This window comes from Pseudomonas sp. DWRC2-2 (assembly GCF_049897885.1).
Lineage (GTDB): Bacteria > Pseudomonadota > Gammaproteobacteria > Pseudomonadales > Pseudomonadaceae > Aquipseudomonas > Aquipseudomonas azotoformans_A.
Genome location: NZ_JAFCXD010000007.1, coordinates 280225 through 297313 on the forward strand (window position 1 = coordinate 280225; position 17089 = coordinate 297313).

Below are 17089 nucleotides of genomic sequence, written 5' to 3' on the forward strand. Positions count from 1 at the left end.
AGGGGTTCCTATCGGTTCAGGCGTTTGTCGATCAAGCCCTCTACGACACTCGGGTCGGCCAGGGTCGAGGTATCACCGAGGCTGTCGAGTTCGTTGCAGGCGATCTTGCGCAAAATCCTGCGCATGATCTTGCCGGAGCGGGTTTTCGGCAAGGCCGGCGCCCATTGGATCAGTTCCGGCTTGGCAAAGCTGCCGATTTCCTTGCTGACCAGCTCCAGCAGATGTTTTTTCAGCGCATCGTCGGGTTCCACTCCATTCATGGGCGTGACAAACGCATAGATGCCCTGGCCTTTGACGTCATGGGGGTAGCCCACCACGGCGGCCTCGGCCACCTGGTCGTGCAGCACCAGGGCGCTTTCCACCTCGGCGGTGCCGATGCGATGGCCCGACACGTTGATCACATCGTCGATGCGCCCGGTGATCCAGTAGTCGCCGTCGTCATCACGGCGTGCGCCGTCGCCGGTGAAATAGTAACCGGGGTAGGGTTTGAAATAGGTGTCGATCATGCGCTGCGGATCGCCGTACACGCTGCGGATCTGTCCGGGCCAGCTCGCTTTGATCGCCAGCACGCCGCTGCCGGCCCCACTGAATTCCTTACCCTGTTCGTCGAGCAGCACGGGCTGTACGCCAAACATCGGCTGGGTCGCGCAGCCGGGCTTGATGCGCTGCGCGCTGACCAAGGGGCTGAGCATGATGCCGCCGGTCTCGGTCTGCCACCAAGTGTCCACGATCGGGCAGCGCTGCTCGCCGACGGCATTGAAGTACCAGTCCCAGGCTTCCGGGTTGATCGGTTCACCGACACTCCCCAGCAGGCGCAGGCTGGCGCGAGAGGTGTGCTCCAGCGGGCCGTGCCCCTCGCGCATCAAAGCACGCAAGGCGGTGGGCGCGGTGTAGAAGATGTTGACCTTATGCTTGTCGATCACCTGCCAGAAGCGCGAGCTGTCCGGGTAGCTCGGTACGCCTTCGAACATCAGCGAAGTCGCGCCGTTGGCCAGTGGGCCGTACACGATGTAACTGTGGCCGGTGACCCAGCCCACATCGGCGGTGCACCAGAACACCTCGCCCTCGCGGTAGTCGAGCACGTATTTGAAGGTCATCGCCGCTTGCAGCAAGTAGCCGCCGGTGGTGTGCAGCACACCTTTGGGTTTGCCGGTGCTGCCGGAGGTGTAGAGGATGAACAGCGGGTCTTCGGCGTCCATGGGCTCGGGCGGGCAGTCGTCGCTGGCCGCATCCAGGGCCTGTTGATACTTGAGGTCGCGGCCTTCGCTCCAGTTGACGGTCGCTCCAGTGCGCTCTACCACCAGCACTGTGCTTACATTTGGGCAACTGGCCAGGGCTTTGTCGACATTCTGTTTCAGCGCCACCGGCTTGCCACCGCGCACGCCTTCGTCAGCGGTGATCACCGTGCGGCAGTCGGCGTCGAGAATACGGTCACGCAAGGCATCCGGCGAGAAGCCACCAAACACCACGGAATGCACCGCGCCAATCCGCGTGCAGGCGAGCATGGCGTAGGCCGCTTCCGGGATCATCGGCATGTAGATGCACACCCGGTCGCCTTTCTTCACGCCACGGCTTTTCAGCACATTGGCCAGGCGACTGACGTCCTGGTGCAGTTGGCGGTAGGTGATGTTGGAAGATTTGGCAGGATCATCGCCCTCCCAAATGAAGGCCGGCTGATCGGCGCGTTGCGCCAGGTGACGGTCGATGCAGTTGTAGCTGACGTTCAGTTGGCCGCCGGCAAACCACTGGGCGGCGCCAGTGTTGATGTCTGAGCTTTGAACGGTGTGCCACGGGGTGATCCAGTCGAGAAAGCCTTTGGCCTGTTCAGCCCAGAAGGTGTCCGGCTGTTCGATGGATTGGCGGTAGAGGCGCTGATAGTCCTCTTGACTGAGTTGCGCAGCCCGGCGGACGGCATCGGCGGTGGGGAACGTGCTGATATCGAACATGAGCGATCCTTATTCTTGTTTTTGCGACAAGTCATAAAGATGCACCCTGCAAGGGGAGGGTTCAAGGCCAACGTCCAAACGGACGTTGGCCTTGCCATACCTGGATCAGCCGCGGTGACGACCGCGGAAGTAGTTGATCAGGCCCTGGGTCGACGCATCGTCGGCCAGGGTTTCCTCAGCGCCGGTCAGGCGGTTGTAGACGCCTTTGCCCAGCTCTTTACCCAGCTCCACACCCCATTGGTCGAAGGCGTTGATGCCCCAGATCACGCTCTGCACGAACACTTTGTGCTCATACATGGCAACCAGAGCGCCCAAGCGACGCGGGCTGATGCGCTCGACCACGATGGTGTTGCTCGGACGGTTGCCCGGGATCACCTTGTGCGGTGCAAGTTTTTGCACTTCGTCTTCCGGGATGCCCTTGTCGCGCAGCTCGGCTTCGGCTTCGGCGCGGGTCTTGCCGAGCATCAGCGCCTGGCTCTGGGACAGGCAGTTGGCGTACAGCCACTGATGGTGGTCGGACACCGGGTTGAAGCTGACGATCGGCACGATAAAGTCGGCCGGGATCAGTTGGGTCCCCTGGTGCAGCAACTGGTGGTAGGCGTGTTGGCCGTTGCAACCTACGCCACCCCAGATCACTGGGCCGGTATCGGTGGCGACGGGCGTGCCGTCCTGGCGCACGCTCTTGCCGTTGGATTCCATGTCCAGCTGTTGCAAGTGCTTGGTGATGTTACGCAGGTAGTGGTCGTACGGCAGGATCGCATGGCTCTGCGCGCCCCAGAAGTTGCCGTACCACACGCCCAGCAGACCCAGCAGCACCGGCATGTTCTGTTCGAACGGTGCGTTCTGGAAATGCTGGTCCATGGTGTAGGCACCGGACAGCAGCTCCTTGAAGTTGGACATGCCGATCGCCAGGGCGATGGGCAAACCGATGGCCGACCACAGCGAGTAACGACCGCCGACCCAGTCCCACATCGGGAAGATGTTTTCTTCGCGGATACCAAAAGCCACCGCCGCCGCGTTGTTGCTCGATACGGCGATGAAGTGGCGGTACAGCTCGGCTTCCGAGCCACCCTGGGCCAGGTACCAGGCGCGGGCGGCCTGGGCGTTTTTCAGGGTTTCCAGGGTGTTGAAGGATTTCGACGAGACGATGAACAACGTGGTCTCGGCGCGCAGCTTCATGGTCAGCTCGTGGAACTCGCTGCCGTCGATGTTCGCCAGGTAGTGGCAGCGCACGCCTTTGTGGGCGTAGGACAACAGCGCTTCGGAGACCAGCTCCGGGCCGAGGAACGAGCCACCGATACCGATGTTCACCACGTCGGTGATCGGCTTCTCGGTGTAGCCACGCCACAGGCCATCATGAATACGGCCGACCAGGTCAGTGATCTGGTTCAGCACCTTGTGCACGTCCGGCATGATGTTCACGCCGTTCACCGATAGCTTGTCGCCTACCGGGCGGCGCAGGGCGGTGTGCAGGGCCGGGCGGCCTTCGGAGGAGTTGACCGGTTCGCCGGCGTACAGCGAGTTGATCGCGTCTTTCAGGCCGACTTCTTTGGCGAGGCCCACGAGCAGGTCGCGGGTTTCGCTGGTGATCAGGTTTTTCGAGTAATCGAGGAAAAGTCCGCAGCTGCTCAGGGTGAACTGGGAAAAACGCTGAGGATCGGCATTGAACGCTTCGCGCATGCTGAAATCCTGCATGGCTTGGCGATGTTGATTGAGCGCTTGCCAGGCGGGCAGAGCGGTAACGTCATGAGGAGTGCGGTAGTACGCCATCGCTGCGGGTTTCCTTTTATTACGGGGACTGCCTTTAGGACACTTCTAAGCCCGGAACGTCCAGTCTTTGATCAAGCATTGGGTTCCGGACAGCGCTAACCATAGCGCAGGGCGATTACATTAAACCTAGCGTGTCGATATGTCTTGGCTTTGTCTGCGCTAAGGCCGGTACTTTTTTATACCGGCCCTTTTTATTGACGCAGCGAGGAGGGTGACTGAAAGGGGTCAGTCGAGGGTCAGGTGCAGGTTGTCGATGAGTCGGGTAGCGCCGAGATAGGCGGCTACCAGGATCACGATATCCCGATCTTCGGCCGTGGCCGGACGCAGATGCACACCCTGGCGAACTTCGAGGTAGTCCAGGCGCAACCCGGCGGCTTCGATCTGCTGGACCTGTTCGGCGCGCAGCTTGGCGAAGTCGTGGTCACCGGCTTTGATCGCGGCGCCAATCTGGCTGAGGCTGCGGTACAGCACCGGCGCAATGGCCCGTTGTTCGTCGGTGAGGTAGCCGTTACGCGACGACAGCGCGAGGCCGTCGTCGGCGCGCACGGTGGGCTCGCCGATGATCTGGATCGGCATGTTCAGGTCGTGGACCATGGCGCGGATCACCGCCAGTTGCTGGTAATCCTTCTGGCCAAACACCGCCATGTCCGGCTGGACCATGTTGAACAGCTTGCTGACCACCGTCGCCACGCCTTCAAAATGCCCCGGACGGCTGGCGCCGCACAGGCCTTCAGATAATTGTGGCACGCTGACGCGGGTCTGGCCGGTCATGCCGCCGGGGTACATTTCCTCGACGGTGGGCGCGAACAACAGGTTGCAGCCCGCTTGCAGCAGTTTTTCCTGGTCGGCGGCGAGTGTGCGCGGATACTTGTCCAAGTCTTCGCCAGCACCAAACTGCAGCGGGTTGACGAAGATGCTGGCCACCACGAAATCCGCCTGCTGGGCGGCCTTGGTCACCAACGTGGCATGGCCGCTGTGCAGGTTGCCCATGGTCGGCACAAAGCCAATGCGCTTGCCGGCATTGCGGGCGTGGGTCACCGCAGCCCGCAGTTCACGTACGGTTTTTACGGTGTTCATGCAGAGAATCCGTGTTCAGCGCCAGGGAAGGTCACGCCTTTGACTTCGGCGACGTAGGCGCTCAATGCAGCGTGAATGCTGTCCTGGCCGGCCATGAAGTTCTTCACGAACTTTGGCACACGGCCGCTGATCGACAGGCCGAGCATGTCGTGCAGCACCAGCACCTGGCCATCGGTGGCCGAGCCTGCGCCAATCCCGATCACCGGCACTTTCACCGCCTGGGTGATTTCTGCCGCCAGTTCGCTTGGCACGCATTCGAGCAGGATCATTGCCGCGCCCGCCTGTTCCAGGGCGATGGCATCGGCGCGCATCTGCCGCGCCTGGGCCTCATTGCGGCCTTGTACCTTGTAGCCGCCGAGGATGTTCACCGACTGTGGCGTCAGGCCCATGTGCGCACACACCGGCACGCCGCGTTCCGCCAGCAGGCGGATTGACTCGGCCAGCCACACCGCGCCTTCGACTTTGATCATGTGCGCGCCGGCTTGCATCAGCTTGCCAGCATTCTGGAAGGTCTGTTCGAGCGTCGCGTAACCCATGAACGGCAGGTCGGCGATGATGAACGCACCGTCGTTGCCGCGCTTGACGCTGGCGGTGTGGTACGCAAGTTCATCGGTGGTGACGGGCAGGGTGCTGTCATTCCCTTGAAGAACCATGCCAAGGGAGTCGCCCACCAGCAACACTTCAACCCCGGCCTGGCAACTGGCGTGGGCGAAGGTGGCGTCATAGCAGGTCAGCATGGCGATTTTTTCACCTTTGAGCTTGAGGCTCTGCAAGGTGGTCAGGGTAATGTCTGGCATGAAAAGGGTCCTCATTCAGGCGCTTGGAAACAGCGAGTAACGCGCGTGAGTCTTCGTTTATACAGGCGCACGGTCTTGAGAGCAGTGCTTATATGGCCTGGATTGCGCCCTTTAGCGCCGGGTTGGCGGCAGCGGGACGCCTATAGTCGTGAGGAGGACACGGGAAGTCAATTGGATGTGTTACCGCATTGTTACGATGGCGGTGTTACCGCTGTTACTGACGCGATTCAGCAACTGTGAGGCGTTCCAGACCGACAAACGGGCAGGCTGCCAGCAAGTCATCGAGGGTTTGGCCATCGGGTAACGCCAGGCTGGCGGGCGCCAGTTCGGCCAACGGGTACAGCACAAAAGCCCGCAGGTGCATCTGATAGTGCGGGACCTTGAGGCGCGGTTCGTCGATCAGGTGATCGCCAAACAGCAAGATGTCCAGGTCGAGCGTGCGCGGGCCCCAGCGCTCAAGACGTTCGCGACCTTGATCGTTTTCGATGGCTTGCAGTGCATCCAGCAACTCAAGGGGCGCCAGATGGCTATCCACGGCGGCAACCGCATTGGTGTAGCGCGGCTGGCCTGGAAGCAGGGAATCACTCTGATAAAACGCGGACACACCAGCGACGGTGGTGCCCGGCAATTGCGCCAGTGCTTCGATAGCGCTGCGCAATTGCTGGTCCGGGGCCGCCAGGTTGCTGCCCATGCCGATGTAGATGCGTTCCACGTTTATTCGCCCGAGGTATCGGCCGCGCTGCGCTTGCGCTTGGTGCCGCTGCGACGACGCTTCTTCGGCCCTTCGCCGTCGCCTTTGCTGCCGAGGTCACGAATCATGTCGCGGCGCTCGCTGTCATTGGCGTCCTGGTAATCGGTCCACCATTCACCCAGGCCATCGGTCTGCTCGCCAGCGCTTTCACGCAACAGCAGGAAGTCGTAGCCGGCGCGGAAGCGCGGGTTGTCCAGCAACAGGTCGGCGCGTTTACCGCTGCGGCGTGGCAGGCGCTCCTGCATGTCCCAGATCTCGCGGATCGGCATAGTGAAGCGTTTCGGGATGGCGATGCGCTGGCACTGCTCGGCGATCAACTCATGCGCGGCTTCCTGCATGGCCGGGATCGGTGGCATGCCGCGCTCCTGCAAGCGCAGTACGCGTTTGGGCAACGCTGGCCACAGCAAGGCGGCAAACAGGAACGCCGGGGTGACCGGCTTGTTCTGCTTGATGCGCAGGTCGGTGTTGATCAGCGCTTCGCTGATCAAGGTGTGGGTGTACGTCGGGTTGTACTCCAAAGCCTCGGCGCTGGCCGGGAACAGTGGGTCGAACAACTGCAGGTCCACCAGCATTTCGAAGGTGTCGGCGGCATAACCCGAGAGGAACAGCTTGAGCACTTCTTCGAACAGGCGTGCCGATGGGATCTCCCGCAGCATCGGTGCCAGTTCGCGAATCGGCGCGGCGGTATGGCGCTCAATACCGAAGTTCAGCTTGGCGGCAAACCGCACGGCCCGCAGCATGCGCACCGGGTCTTCCTGGTAGCGTTGAACCGGATCGCCGATCAGGCGAATCAGGTTGTTACGAATATCGTGTACGCCATTGGCGTAATCGAGGATGCGCTCGCTGACCGGGTCGTAATACAGGGCGTTGATGGTGAAGTCGCGGCGTTGCGCGTCTTCTTCCAGGGTGCCGTAGACGTTGTCGCGCAGGATGCGCCCGCTTTCGTTGCGGGAGGACTGATTGGTGTCTTCCTCTTCATCGTTTTGCGGGTGGCCGGCACGGAACGTCGCGACTTCGATGATTTCGCGACCGAAGTGGATATGCACCAGCTTGAAGCGTCGGCCGATGATCCGCGCATTACGGAACTCGGCGCGCACTTGTTCGGGCGTGGCGCTGGTGGCGACGTCGAAGTCCTTGGGCGTGATATTGAGCAGCATGTCGCGCACACAGCCACCGACCAGGTAAGCCTGGTAGCCAGCGTTCTGCAGGCGTTCGACGATATTCACGGCATAACGGCTGAATTGAGCGCGCTGCAGCGAATGCTGGCTGCTATTGAGCACTTCAGGCGTGCTGCGTTTGTGTTGCGTACGACGCAAGGGAGAACGGAATGACTGGAACAACTTCTTCAGCATGGGATGCACTGTTTGAAGGAATGTTCGGCCATAACGAAGAATGACCGCATGATGGGCGGGGATTCTAGCATTTAGTCAGGGGATGGTGTAGGAACAAGCTACAGGCATTGCGCCATAAGCCTTGAAAGGTCAAATCCCGGAAACTACAAGGGGAGCCGAAGCTCCCCCAGAAGTAGTTGCGTGCTCTATTTTTATTATTGATTTCGGGCTTCTTGTTTTTGTTGATCGCCCTCGCCACGAAGTTTCACCTTCATGACACTCCCAATCGGGAGTCAAGAGCAAACGGATTGCTTTGGTCGCTGTGTTGCTGATCTACGATCCAACCAGTTCAGGCTCTGCCTTAGGGCAGTTTTTGTTGTTCTCGGCCTGGTTGCGGGGCAAGCCCCAAATGCAACGCCTCTCCAAAAGAATCAGTTAGCTGCGCCTCCGCCGTGTTGTTTTTGTTATGCGTGAGTCGATTCGTCTTATTTTTATTGTCTTGTACAAAGCTTGTTATTGTTTTTGTACTAAGCATATAGCAGGGTGCGTGCCAACTTTTGCGCCGCCCAGTAAAACCGGGGGTTTGAGGTGGTTTCGGGTTTTTGACGGACCAAAAAAAGCCGGGGCTTCGTTACCGTAAGCCCCGGCTTTTGTTACGCGAAATATCCGCGGTAACAGTTTTTTCACATCGGTGGGTGTTACCTGTGGGCGCGCCCTCAGCTTTCGCTGGCCACACCGGTCTTGCGCCGTGGAATGCCCAGGCGCTGGCGGCGTTCCCACAGGCATTTACGGCTCACGCCCAGCTTGCGCGCGAGTTCGGTCTCGGTCATGTGGTCCTGGTGCTCAAGGACGAAATGCTGGAAATAATCTTCCAGTGACAAATCTTCCGTCGGCTCATGGCTGGTATTGCTACCGCCCTGCTGTGGGGCCAGACCGATGAAGTCGTCGTCGTCCAGGTCACTCAGCTCGATATCGATGCCCAGCAGTTCGGCGGAAATCTCCGGGCTCTCCGACAGGATCACCGCACGCTCCACCGCATTCTCCAGCTCCCGCACGTTACCTGGCCACGAGTAATGCCGGATCGCCTGCTCGGCGTCTGGCGCGAACTTCAGGTCGGTACGGTTGATGCGCGCGCTCTGGCGCAGCAGGAAGGCGTTGGCGATCTCGTTGACGTCGGCGCCACGCTCACGCAGGGCCGGCAGCTTGAGGGCGATCACATGCAGGCGGTAATACAAGTCTTCACGGAACTGGCCGATCTTGGCCAGGCTCTTGAGGTCGCGGTGAGTCGCTGCGATCAGGCGCACATCGACCTTTTGCGACTGCACCGAGCCTACGCGACGAATTTCGCCTTCCTGTAGCACACGCAACAGCCGCGCTTGGGCTTCCAGCGGCAGCTCACCGATTTCATCAAGGAACAACGTGCCGCCGTCCGCCGCTTCGACCAGGCCAGCACGCCCGGCGCTGGCGCCGGTGAATGCGCCTTTCTCGTGGCCGAACAGTTCGGACTCGATCAGCGATTCGGGGATCGCTGCGCAGTTCACCGAAATCATCGGCGCCTTGGCACGCTTGGACAGGTTGTGCAGGGCACGGGCCACCAGTTCTTTACCGGTGCCGGACTCGCCCTGGATCAAGACATTGGAGTCAGTCGGCGCTACTTTGCGGATCTTGCCGTACAGGTCCTGCATCGGAGGGCAGGAGCCGATGATGCCGATCTCGCCGTTGCTGTTGTCCACGCCCGGTTTGTCGGCAGCTTTGCCGACTGGCCGTTGTTCGGCGGGAGCACTGCTGGCCGACTGGCGGTCACGCAGGATGCGGGCCACGGCCTGAAGCATCTCGTCATGGTCGAAAGGTTTGGCGATGTAGTCCACCGCGCCCATCTTCATGGAGTCGACCGCCGAACGCAGGCTGGCGTAGCTGGTCATGATCAGCACCGGGGTGCCCTGGCCAAGCTTGATCAACTCGGTGCCAGGTGCCCCAGGCAGGCGCAGGTCACTGACAATCAGGTCGAACGTGGGAATGCTGAAACGCTCCTGGGCTTCCTGCACCGAGCCGGCTTCGCTGACCTGGTACTGATTACGTTCAAGCAGGCGACGCAAGGCAGAGCGGATAATGGTTTCGTCTTCGACGATCAAAATGTGCGGCATTGATTCAATTCTCTCGACGGTCTCAGTTCACAGCGGACGTCGCTTCGACATGACGCGGCAAGGTCACCCGAATACGGGTGCCGCGTTGGCTTTCGGTGTCAGCCGGGCTGTCGATGGTGATTTGTCCATAATGCTCTTCAACGATGGAATAGACCAGTGCAAGGCCCAGACCGGTACCTTCACCTGGGTCCTTGGTGGTGAAGAAGGGTTCGAACAATCGATCCATGATGTTCTGTGGAATACCGCTACCTTCATCTTCGACGATCAGATCGACCGTATGTTCGAAAGCCTCGGTCTTGACGCGTACCGCACCGCCGGCCGGAGTGGCGTCACGGGCGTTTGACAGCAGGTTGATCAGCACTTGGGCCAGGCGTTGTGAGTCGCCATCGACCCAATGGTCGGGATCGCACAAATTGAAAAACTGTACTTCGAAATTGCGCCGGTTCAAGGCCAGCAGCCCAATGGCATCCTGCGCCACTTCGGCCAGGCATACCGCTTCATCCTGATTCTGATGGGCGCCGGCGTGGGCGAAGCTCATCAGCGACTGCACGATGCGTGAGACGCGCTTGGTCTGTTCGAGGATCTGCCCGCTGATTTCGGTGATTTCGCCGTCTTCTTCGCGTTCTTCGCGCAGGTTTTGCGCCAGGCAGGCGATACCGGTGATCGGATTGCCGATTTCATGGGCCACGCCCGCCGCCAGCCGGCCGATGCTGGCCAGACGCTCGGAGTGCACCAGCTTGTCTTCGAGCATCTGGGTTTCGGTCAGGTCTTCCACCAGCAACACCAAGCCGCTGTTACCGGGTGCCAGGGGCTCGTCGATCGCGGCTTTGTGCAGGTTGAGCCAGCGGGTCTGGCCGTCGAGCGCCAGGTGCTGTTTGTGCAAGTGCTCGTCGGGCAGGTTGATGAAGCCTTGGAGCAGTTCTTTCCACGGATCGCCAAGCGTGTTCAGGCGTGAACCGACCACGCGCTGCGCGGCGATCCCGGTAAGTTCTTCCATGGCCTTGTTCCACATCAGGATCTCTTGATCCTTGGCCAGGGAACACACGCCCATCGGCAGTTCCTGCAGGGTCTGGCGGTGGTAGCGGCGCAGGGCGTCGAGTTCGGCTGCGAGGCCGGTGAGGCGTGAGTGGTAATCCTCCAGCCGGCTCTCGATGAAATGGATGTCTTCGGTGACGTAGTTTTCGCCGCCGGCCTTGTAGGGCAGGAAGGTTTCCACCATGTCCTGGGATACGCTGGGGCCCATCAGGCCGGACAGGTTGGCTTCGATACGGTCACGCAGGCGGCGCAATGCGTAAGGGCGACGCTCGTCGAACGGGAGATAGAGATCCCGTAGTGCCTGTTCGACTTCCTTTTGCGCAGCCTTGGCGCCCAAGGGTTTGGCCAGCTGTGTGGCGAACTCCTGGGGCGAAGCTGCGTGCAATTCGCGGCGCTGTGGGCGACGCACGTTGTCCACCGCGCAGGCTTCGGCGGCGCTGGTTTCTTCCGGGCTGGCGTTGGTGAACAACGAGATCAGGGTGAACATCAGGACGTTGGTGGCCAGGGAGGCAATCGCGGCCATGTGCCAACTGGTGTCATCGAGCACGTAGATCATGTTCAACAACGGGATGTAGAAGCCCTGCAGGTTACCGACCAGCGGCAACAGCATGGTCACGATCCACACCAGGATCCCGGCCAGCAAACCGGCGATGAAACCACGGCGATTGGCGGTCGGCCAGTACAAAACCGACAGCACGCCCGGCAGGAACTGCAAAGTGGCGACAAACGCAACGATGCCCAGGTTGGCCAGGTCCTGCCCGGCGCCCAGCAACAGGTAGAACCCGTAGCCGGCCATGATGATCGCGACGATCAGCGCGCGGCGTGTCCATTTCAGCCAACGGTAGATATTGCCCTCGGCCGGCGGCTGGTACAGCGGCAGCACCAAGTGATTCAGCGCCATGCCGGACAGTGCCAGGGTCGTGACGATGATCAGCCCGCTCGCCGCTGACAATCCACCCACATAAGCCAACAGCGCCAAGGCTGGGCTGTTGGCGGCAATGCCGATGCCGAGGGTGAAGTATTCAGGGTTGGTGGTGGCCCCCAGTTTCAGGCCGGCCCACAAGATCAGCGGCACCGCCAGGCTCATCAACAACAGGAACAACGGCAAGCCCCAGCTGGCGCTGACCAGCGAGCGCGGGTTGAGGTTCTCGGTGAAGGTCATGTGGTACATGTGCGGCATCACGATGGCCGAGGCGAAGAACACCAGCAGCAGCGTGCGCCATGGGCCTTCCTGCAAAGGCGTGTGCAGGGCGGCGAGGGCGGTCTGGTTTTGCAGCAGCCACAGTTCCAGCTGTTGCGGGCCATCGAATACGCCATAGAGCGCATACAGGCCGACGCCGCCGATGGCGATCAGCTTGATCACCGACTCAAAGGCAATCGCAAACACCAGGCCTTCATGTTTTTCGCGGGTGGCGATATGGCGCGAACCGAAGAAAATCGTGAACAGGGTGATCAGCGCACAGAAGGCCAGCGCTACGCGATGTTGCACCGGCTCGCGGGTCAGGATGCTGATGGAGTCGGCCACCGCCTGGATTTGCAGGGCCAGCAACGGCAGCACGCCGATCAGCATGAAAACGGTGGTCAGCGCGCCGGCCCAGGTGCTGCGAAAACGGAAGGCAAACAGGTCGGCCAGGGAAGATAATTGGTAGGTGCGGGTGATCTTCAGGATCGGGTACAGCAGCACCGGCGCCAGCAGAAACGCGCCGGACACCCCCAGATAGCTGGACAGAAAACCATAACCGTACTGATAGGCCAGGCCCACGGTGCCATAGAACGCCCAGGCACTGGCGTAGACGCCGAGGGACAAGGTGTAGGTCAACGGATGGCGAATGATCGCCCGCGGAATCATTCCGCGCTCACTGATCCAGGCGACTCCGAACAACGCGGCCAGGTAGGCGGCGCTGATCAGCAGCATCTGGGTGAGGCTAAAGCTCATCGGCATCTTTTTGGCTCTGCAGGATGAAAGTCACGACGATCAGGATTAGCCACAGCAGATAAGGGCGATACCAGGCGCCCGTGGCGTCGATCCACCAATCCATGATGGCGGGGGAAAACAGGTAGATCCCGACGACCAGCAGCAGGACCAATCGATAGATGTACATGTTGGCCTCTGTGTAAAAACGTGCGGCGATGGTAACGGATGCTTGGCAAGCTGCAAGCGCCTTCAGCTCAATTGCGCTTCGGCCAGCGTGAGTGTGCGCGGGATCTGCGTGGCATCCCAGTGCGCAATACCCCAATCCAGCAGTTCTCGCGGGCTGGCGTGCAACAGTTCGTCGCCGGGTTGCTGGCCTAGGGCGCGTAATGCCCTCAATAGCAAAGGCGTGGCCTGGTCAGGTGTCAACGGCGGCGAACGGTAGGATTTGCCCAGTTTATTGCCGTCCGGCTGGATGATCAGCGGCACGTGCAGGTAGCGCGGTTGGCGCAGGCCGAGCAGTTCTTGCAGGTAGAGCTGGCGTGGCGTCGAGTCCAGCAGGTCGGCACCTCGCACGATATCGGTCACACCTTGCCACGCATCGTCGAGTACCACCGCCAGTTGATAGGCGTACAGGCCGTCGCGGCGACGGATGACGAAATCGCCCACGTCGCGGCCCAGGTGCTGACGGAATTCGCCCTGGACGCGGTCGGTAAAGTGGTACTCAAGCTCGGGAACACGCAAACGGATGGCGGCGTCTTGCTGGTCGTGGCCAGCATTGCGACACAGGCCCGGGTAGATCCCGTTGTAGGGTTCAAGCTGTTTGCGTGAACAGGTGCAGGCGTAGGCCAGGCCGTGGTTGAACAGGTCGTTCAGGACTTTGGCGTAGGCCTCGTGCCGCTCGCTTTGTCGGATCAGTGCACCGTCCCACTCGAAGCCATAGCTTTCCAGCGCGTGCAGGATTGCTGCCTGTGCGCCGGGTTCTTCGCGGGGTGGGTCAAGGTCTTCCATACGCATCAGCCATAGGCCGTGGCTGGCGCGGGCGTCGATGTAGGAGGCGAGTGCGGCGACCAGGGAGCCGAAATGCAAATGGCCGCTGGGTGTGGGGGCAAAGCGCCCGATATAGGTAGAGGCTGTCATGGGCCGGATACTACTGGAAATTCGGTAAACGCCAGAAACAAAAATGGAGCGTTCGCACGCCCCATTCGTTTAGCTCGGCTGGATTACTTGCCGACCTGTTTTTCCTTGATTTCAGCCAAGGTCTTGCAGTCTACGCAGAGGTCCGCGGTTGGGCGGGCTTCCAGGCGACGGATGCCGATCTCGACACCGCAGGATTCGCACCAGCCGTATTCTTCGTCCTTGATCAGCTGCAGCGTCTTGTCGATCTTCTTGATCAACTTGCGCTCGCGATCACGGGCGCGCAGTTCAAGGGCGAATTCTTCTTCCTGGCTGGCACGGTCGGCCGGGTCAGGGAAGTTGGCTGCTTCGTCCTTCATATGGTCAACCGTGCGGTCGACCTCCTGCATCAAGTCCTGTTTCCACTTGTTCAGGATCTTGGTGAAGTGCTCGCGCATGGGCTCGCCCATGTACTCCTCACCTTTCTTTTCTACGTAAGGTTCGAAGCCATTGAGGCCTTGAGTCTGCTGTTGCTTTGCTTGGGTGGACATGAATAGACCGCCTCTCACTCTTCTAATCCATTGCGCAGGATTGCAACGTCACCGACACCTGCCGGCCCTGCGGCTGCAAGCGGGCGAACTTACCAGATAGATTCGGGGTGCGCCACTCCCGGTTGTCGAGGCCCACGGCAATGGGGTTGCAAACTGCATCAGCCCGTCGTTGCTGGCTATGTGTTGCCTCAGATGTAGATTTTAGTCGTTTTGCTGGCGCTTGCCCGGACGGCGCCTGCCGTCGGGCAGTCAATAGAACATGTTTTACGGCGCGGGTTCGGTAGAATCCAGATTTTGTCCTCACCGTTAAGGAAGGCTAATGGCTCAGCCCTACAGTGCGCGCAGTCGCGCCATCGAACCTTTTCATGTCATGGCATTGCTGGCGCGCGCCAATGAGCTGCAGGCCGCCGGTCATGACGTGATCCACCTGGAGATCGGCGAACCGGACTTCACCACCGCCGAACCGATCATCCAGGCCGGCCAGGCAGCGTTGGCCAACGGCAAGACGCGCTATACCGCCGCCCGTGGCTTGCCTGAGTTGCGCGGGGCAATCAGCGGTTTCTATCAGCAGCGCTACGGGCTGGACGTGGACCCCGAGCGTATCCTGATCACGCCCGGCGGCTCCGGCGCATTGCTGCTCGCCAGCAGTTTGCTGGTGGATCCGGGCAAGCATTGGCTGCTCGCCGACCCTGGCTATCCTTGCAATCGCCACTTCCTTCGCTTGGTGGAGGGCGCGGCGCAACTAGTTCCGGTCGGCCCGGAGGTGCGCTATCAGTTGACCGCCGACCTGGTGGCCAAGCATTGGGATCAGGACAGTGTCGGCGCATTGGTGGCGTCCCCAGCCAACCCGACCGGCACGATTCTCACCCGCGACGAATTGGCCGAGCTTTCCGGCGCGATCAAGGCACGCAACGGCCATCTGGTGGTGGATGAGATTTACCATGGCCTCACCTACGGCACCGATGCGGCTAGCGTGCTGGAAGTGGACGACGATGCGTTCGTCCTGAATAGTTTTTCGAAGTATTTCGGCATGACCGGTTGGCGCCTGGGTTGGCTGGTGGCGCCGCCAGCGGCGGTGGGTGAATTGGAGAAGCTCGCGCAAAACCTCTACATCAGTGCGCCGAGCATGGCGCAACACGCGGCATTGGCCTGTTTTACCCCGCAAACCCTGAGCATTCTGGAGGAGCGGCGCGCTGAATTCGGACGCCGTCGCGACTTCTTGCTGCCCGCCTTGCGCGAGTTGGGGTTCGGCATTGCGGTAGAGCCTGAAGGGGCGTTCTATTTGTATGCCGATATCAGCGCGTTCGGCGGTGATGCCTTCGCATTCTGCCGCCACTTCCTCGAAACCGAGCATGTGGCCTTCACGCCTGGCCTGGACTTTGGCCGCTATCAGGCCGGTCACCATGTGCGTTTTGCCTACACGCAAAACCTCGATCGGCTACAGGAAGCGGTGGAGCGGATCGCCCGTGGATTGCGGAGCTGGCAAGGCTGATGCGCTTTCATCCTCCCCTCGAAGAAGCGCGGTTGATTCGTCGCTACAAGCGTTTTCTTACCGATATCGAAACCGTTACCGGCGAATTGCTGACCATTCACTGCCCCAACACCGGCTCGATGCTCAATTGCATGGTCGAAGGTGGGCAGGTCTGGTTCAGTCGCTCCAATGACCCCAAGCGCAAGTTGCCCGGCACCTGGGAAATTGCCGAGACACCTCAGGGCCGCTTGGCGTGTGTGAACACGGCGCGTGCCAATCAGTTGGTCGAGGAGGCGTTGCATGCGGGGGTCATCACCGAGCTGAACGGCTTCACCGCCTTGAAGCGCGAAGTGCCTTACGGTCAAGAGAAAAGCCGCATCGACTTCCGTCTGGACTATCCCGACGGCGCGGCCTACGTCGAAGTCAAAAGTGTGACCCTGGGTTTCGACGGTACTTCGGTGGCCGCCTTCCCCGATGCGGTAACCCAGCGAGGCGCCAAGCATTTGCGCGAACTGGCCTATCTGGCGCGTGACGGTGTGCGGGCGGTGCAGTTGTATTGCGTCAACCTCTCGGGGATTGATGCCGTGCGCCCGGCCGTGGAGATCGATGCGGCTTACGCTGCAGCCCTGCGCGAAGCCAAGGCGGCCGGGGTTGAAGTGCTGGCGTATGGCGTGCGCGTGACATCCGAAGAAATATGCGTGGACCGGCGCCTGGACGTGCTGCTCGACTAGAGTTCCACCCACAGCCCCTGGGCGTCTTCGCGGCCGGGCAGGGCGGTGAGGCTTTGTCCGGCGCAAGGGCCGGAGATGCACTCGCCGCTCTCGATCAGGAACAGCGCGCCGTGGGTGGCGCATTGGATCAGGCTGGCGCTGTCGTCGAGGAACCGGTTGGGCTGCCATTCCAGTGGAATACCGCGATGGGGGCAACGGTTGATATAGAAGTAGGCAACGCCGTCCCGGCGCACGGCCAACAATTTGCAACCATCGATTTCAAAACCGAGGCTGCTGTCTGGCCCGAGGGTATCGGAGGGGCAGAGAAACTTCATTTCAGTCCTTAAGTGCCTTGACGTTCAAATGCAAACAATTATCAAATGCCGGCTTCGCCCGTTAGCCGACCGGGCGCTCAATACGATGCGGGGCAGGAATCATCTGTCACATTGATGAGCGTTTGAGCGGCCCTGCCCCTGGA

General features: G+C 60.8%; 14 protein-coding genes. 2 read left to right on the forward strand and 12 right to left on the reverse strand.

Translation table 11 applies throughout. The features are described from left to right. Positions 1 to 8: 8 nt before the first annotated feature. The 11 genes from acs to dksA form a co-directional block, all read right to left on the reverse strand. Entirely contained in the window at positions 9 to 1946 is a 1938-nt protein-coding gene (gene acs / locus ACP7EW_RS27365) for an acetate--CoA ligase (protein WP_426221152.1), read from the reverse strand. A 105-nt stretch (positions 1947 to 2051) separates the two neighbouring features. Next, positions 2052 to 3716, reverse strand: a complete 1665-nt coding sequence (gene pgi / locus ACP7EW_RS27370) for a glucose-6-phosphate isomerase (RefSeq protein ID WP_177004343.1) — start codon at positions 3714 to 3716, stop codon at positions 2052 to 2054. 225 nt (positions 3717 to 3941) lie between these two features. Continuing rightward, positions 3942 to 4793 carry a pantoate--beta-alanine ligase gene (panC, locus tag ACP7EW_RS27375; protein WP_426221154.1) on the reverse strand — a complete coding sequence of 284 codons (852 nt, stop codon included), beginning with the start codon at positions 4791 to 4793 and terminating at the stop codon, positions 3942 to 3944. After that, complete coding sequence (gene panB, locus ACP7EW_RS27380) at positions 4790 to 5590, reverse strand: 3-methyl-2-oxobutanoate hydroxymethyltransferase (protein WP_016976834.1); 801 nt, start codon at positions 5588 to 5590, stop codon at positions 4790 to 4792. Before panB ends, panC begins: the two co-directional genes overlap by 4 nt. A 214-nt stretch (positions 5591 to 5804) precedes the next feature. Further along, positions 5805 to 6302 (reverse strand): 2-amino-4-hydroxy-6-hydroxymethyldihydropteridine diphosphokinase, encoded by a 498-nt coding sequence (folK, locus tag ACP7EW_RS27385; protein ID WP_426221156.1) that lies wholly within the window; start codon positions 6300 to 6302, stop codon positions 5805 to 5807. Between the two features lie 2 nt (positions 6303 to 6304). Continuing rightward, the gene (locus ACP7EW_RS27390) at positions 6305 to 7693 is read right to left on the reverse strand and encodes a polynucleotide adenylyltransferase PcnB (RefSeq protein ID WP_033898282.1); all 1389 of its coding nucleotides are present in this window, start codon (positions 7691 to 7693) and stop codon (positions 6305 to 6307) included. Between the two features lie 695 nt (positions 7694 to 8388). Next, the gene (locus ACP7EW_RS27395; protein WP_426221158.1) at positions 8389 to 9816 is read right to left on the reverse strand and encodes a sigma-54-dependent transcriptional regulator; all 1428 of its coding nucleotides are present in this window, start codon (positions 9814 to 9816) and stop codon (positions 8389 to 8391) included. 22 nt (positions 9817 to 9838) lie between these two features. Further along, positions 9839 to 12793 carry a sensor histidine kinase gene (locus ACP7EW_RS27400; RefSeq protein ID WP_426221161.1) on the reverse strand — a complete coding sequence of 985 codons (2955 nt, stop codon included), beginning with the start codon at positions 12791 to 12793 and terminating at the stop codon, positions 9839 to 9841. Continuing rightward, the gene (locus ACP7EW_RS27405) at positions 12777 to 12953 is read right to left on the reverse strand and encodes a hypothetical protein (RefSeq protein WP_003176118.1); all 177 of its coding nucleotides are present in this window, start codon (positions 12951 to 12953) and stop codon (positions 12777 to 12779) included. The genes ACP7EW_RS27400 and ACP7EW_RS27405 overlap by 17 nt, the downstream gene beginning before the upstream one ends. A gap of 62 nt (positions 12954 to 13015) precedes the next feature. Beyond that, positions 13016 to 13903, reverse strand: coding sequence for a tRNA glutamyl-Q(34) synthetase GluQRS (gluQRS, locus tag ACP7EW_RS27410; RefSeq protein ID WP_426221163.1), 888 nt, complete (start codon positions 13901 to 13903; stop codon positions 13016 to 13018). An 83-nt stretch (positions 13904 to 13986) separates the two neighbouring features. Next, a complete protein-coding gene (dksA, locus tag ACP7EW_RS27415) occupies positions 13987 to 14430 on the reverse strand; it encodes an RNA polymerase-binding protein DksA (RefSeq protein ID WP_025857127.1) in 444 nt (147 codons plus the stop codon). 319 nt (positions 14431 to 14749) lie between these two features. Here dksA and ACP7EW_RS27420 point away from each other — a divergent pair, with 319 nt between their 5' ends. Further along, positions 14750 to 15922, forward strand: a complete 1173-nt coding sequence (locus tag ACP7EW_RS27420; protein ID WP_426221165.1) for a pyridoxal phosphate-dependent aminotransferase — start codon at positions 14750 to 14752, stop codon at positions 15920 to 15922. Then, positions 15922 to 16632 carry a DNA/RNA nuclease SfsA gene (sfsA, locus tag ACP7EW_RS27425; RefSeq protein ID WP_426130081.1) on the forward strand — a complete coding sequence of 237 codons (711 nt, stop codon included), beginning with the start codon at positions 15922 to 15924 and terminating at the stop codon, positions 16630 to 16632. Before ACP7EW_RS27420 ends, sfsA begins: the two co-directional genes overlap by 1 nt. Here the strand turns inward: sfsA and ACP7EW_RS27430 are convergent. Beyond that, positions 16629 to 16946, reverse strand: a complete 318-nt coding sequence (locus ACP7EW_RS27430) for a Rieske (2Fe-2S) protein (RefSeq protein WP_426221167.1) — start codon at positions 16944 to 16946, stop codon at positions 16629 to 16631. The genes sfsA and ACP7EW_RS27430 overlap by 4 nt on opposite strands. Positions 16947 to 17089: the final 143 nt, after the last annotated feature.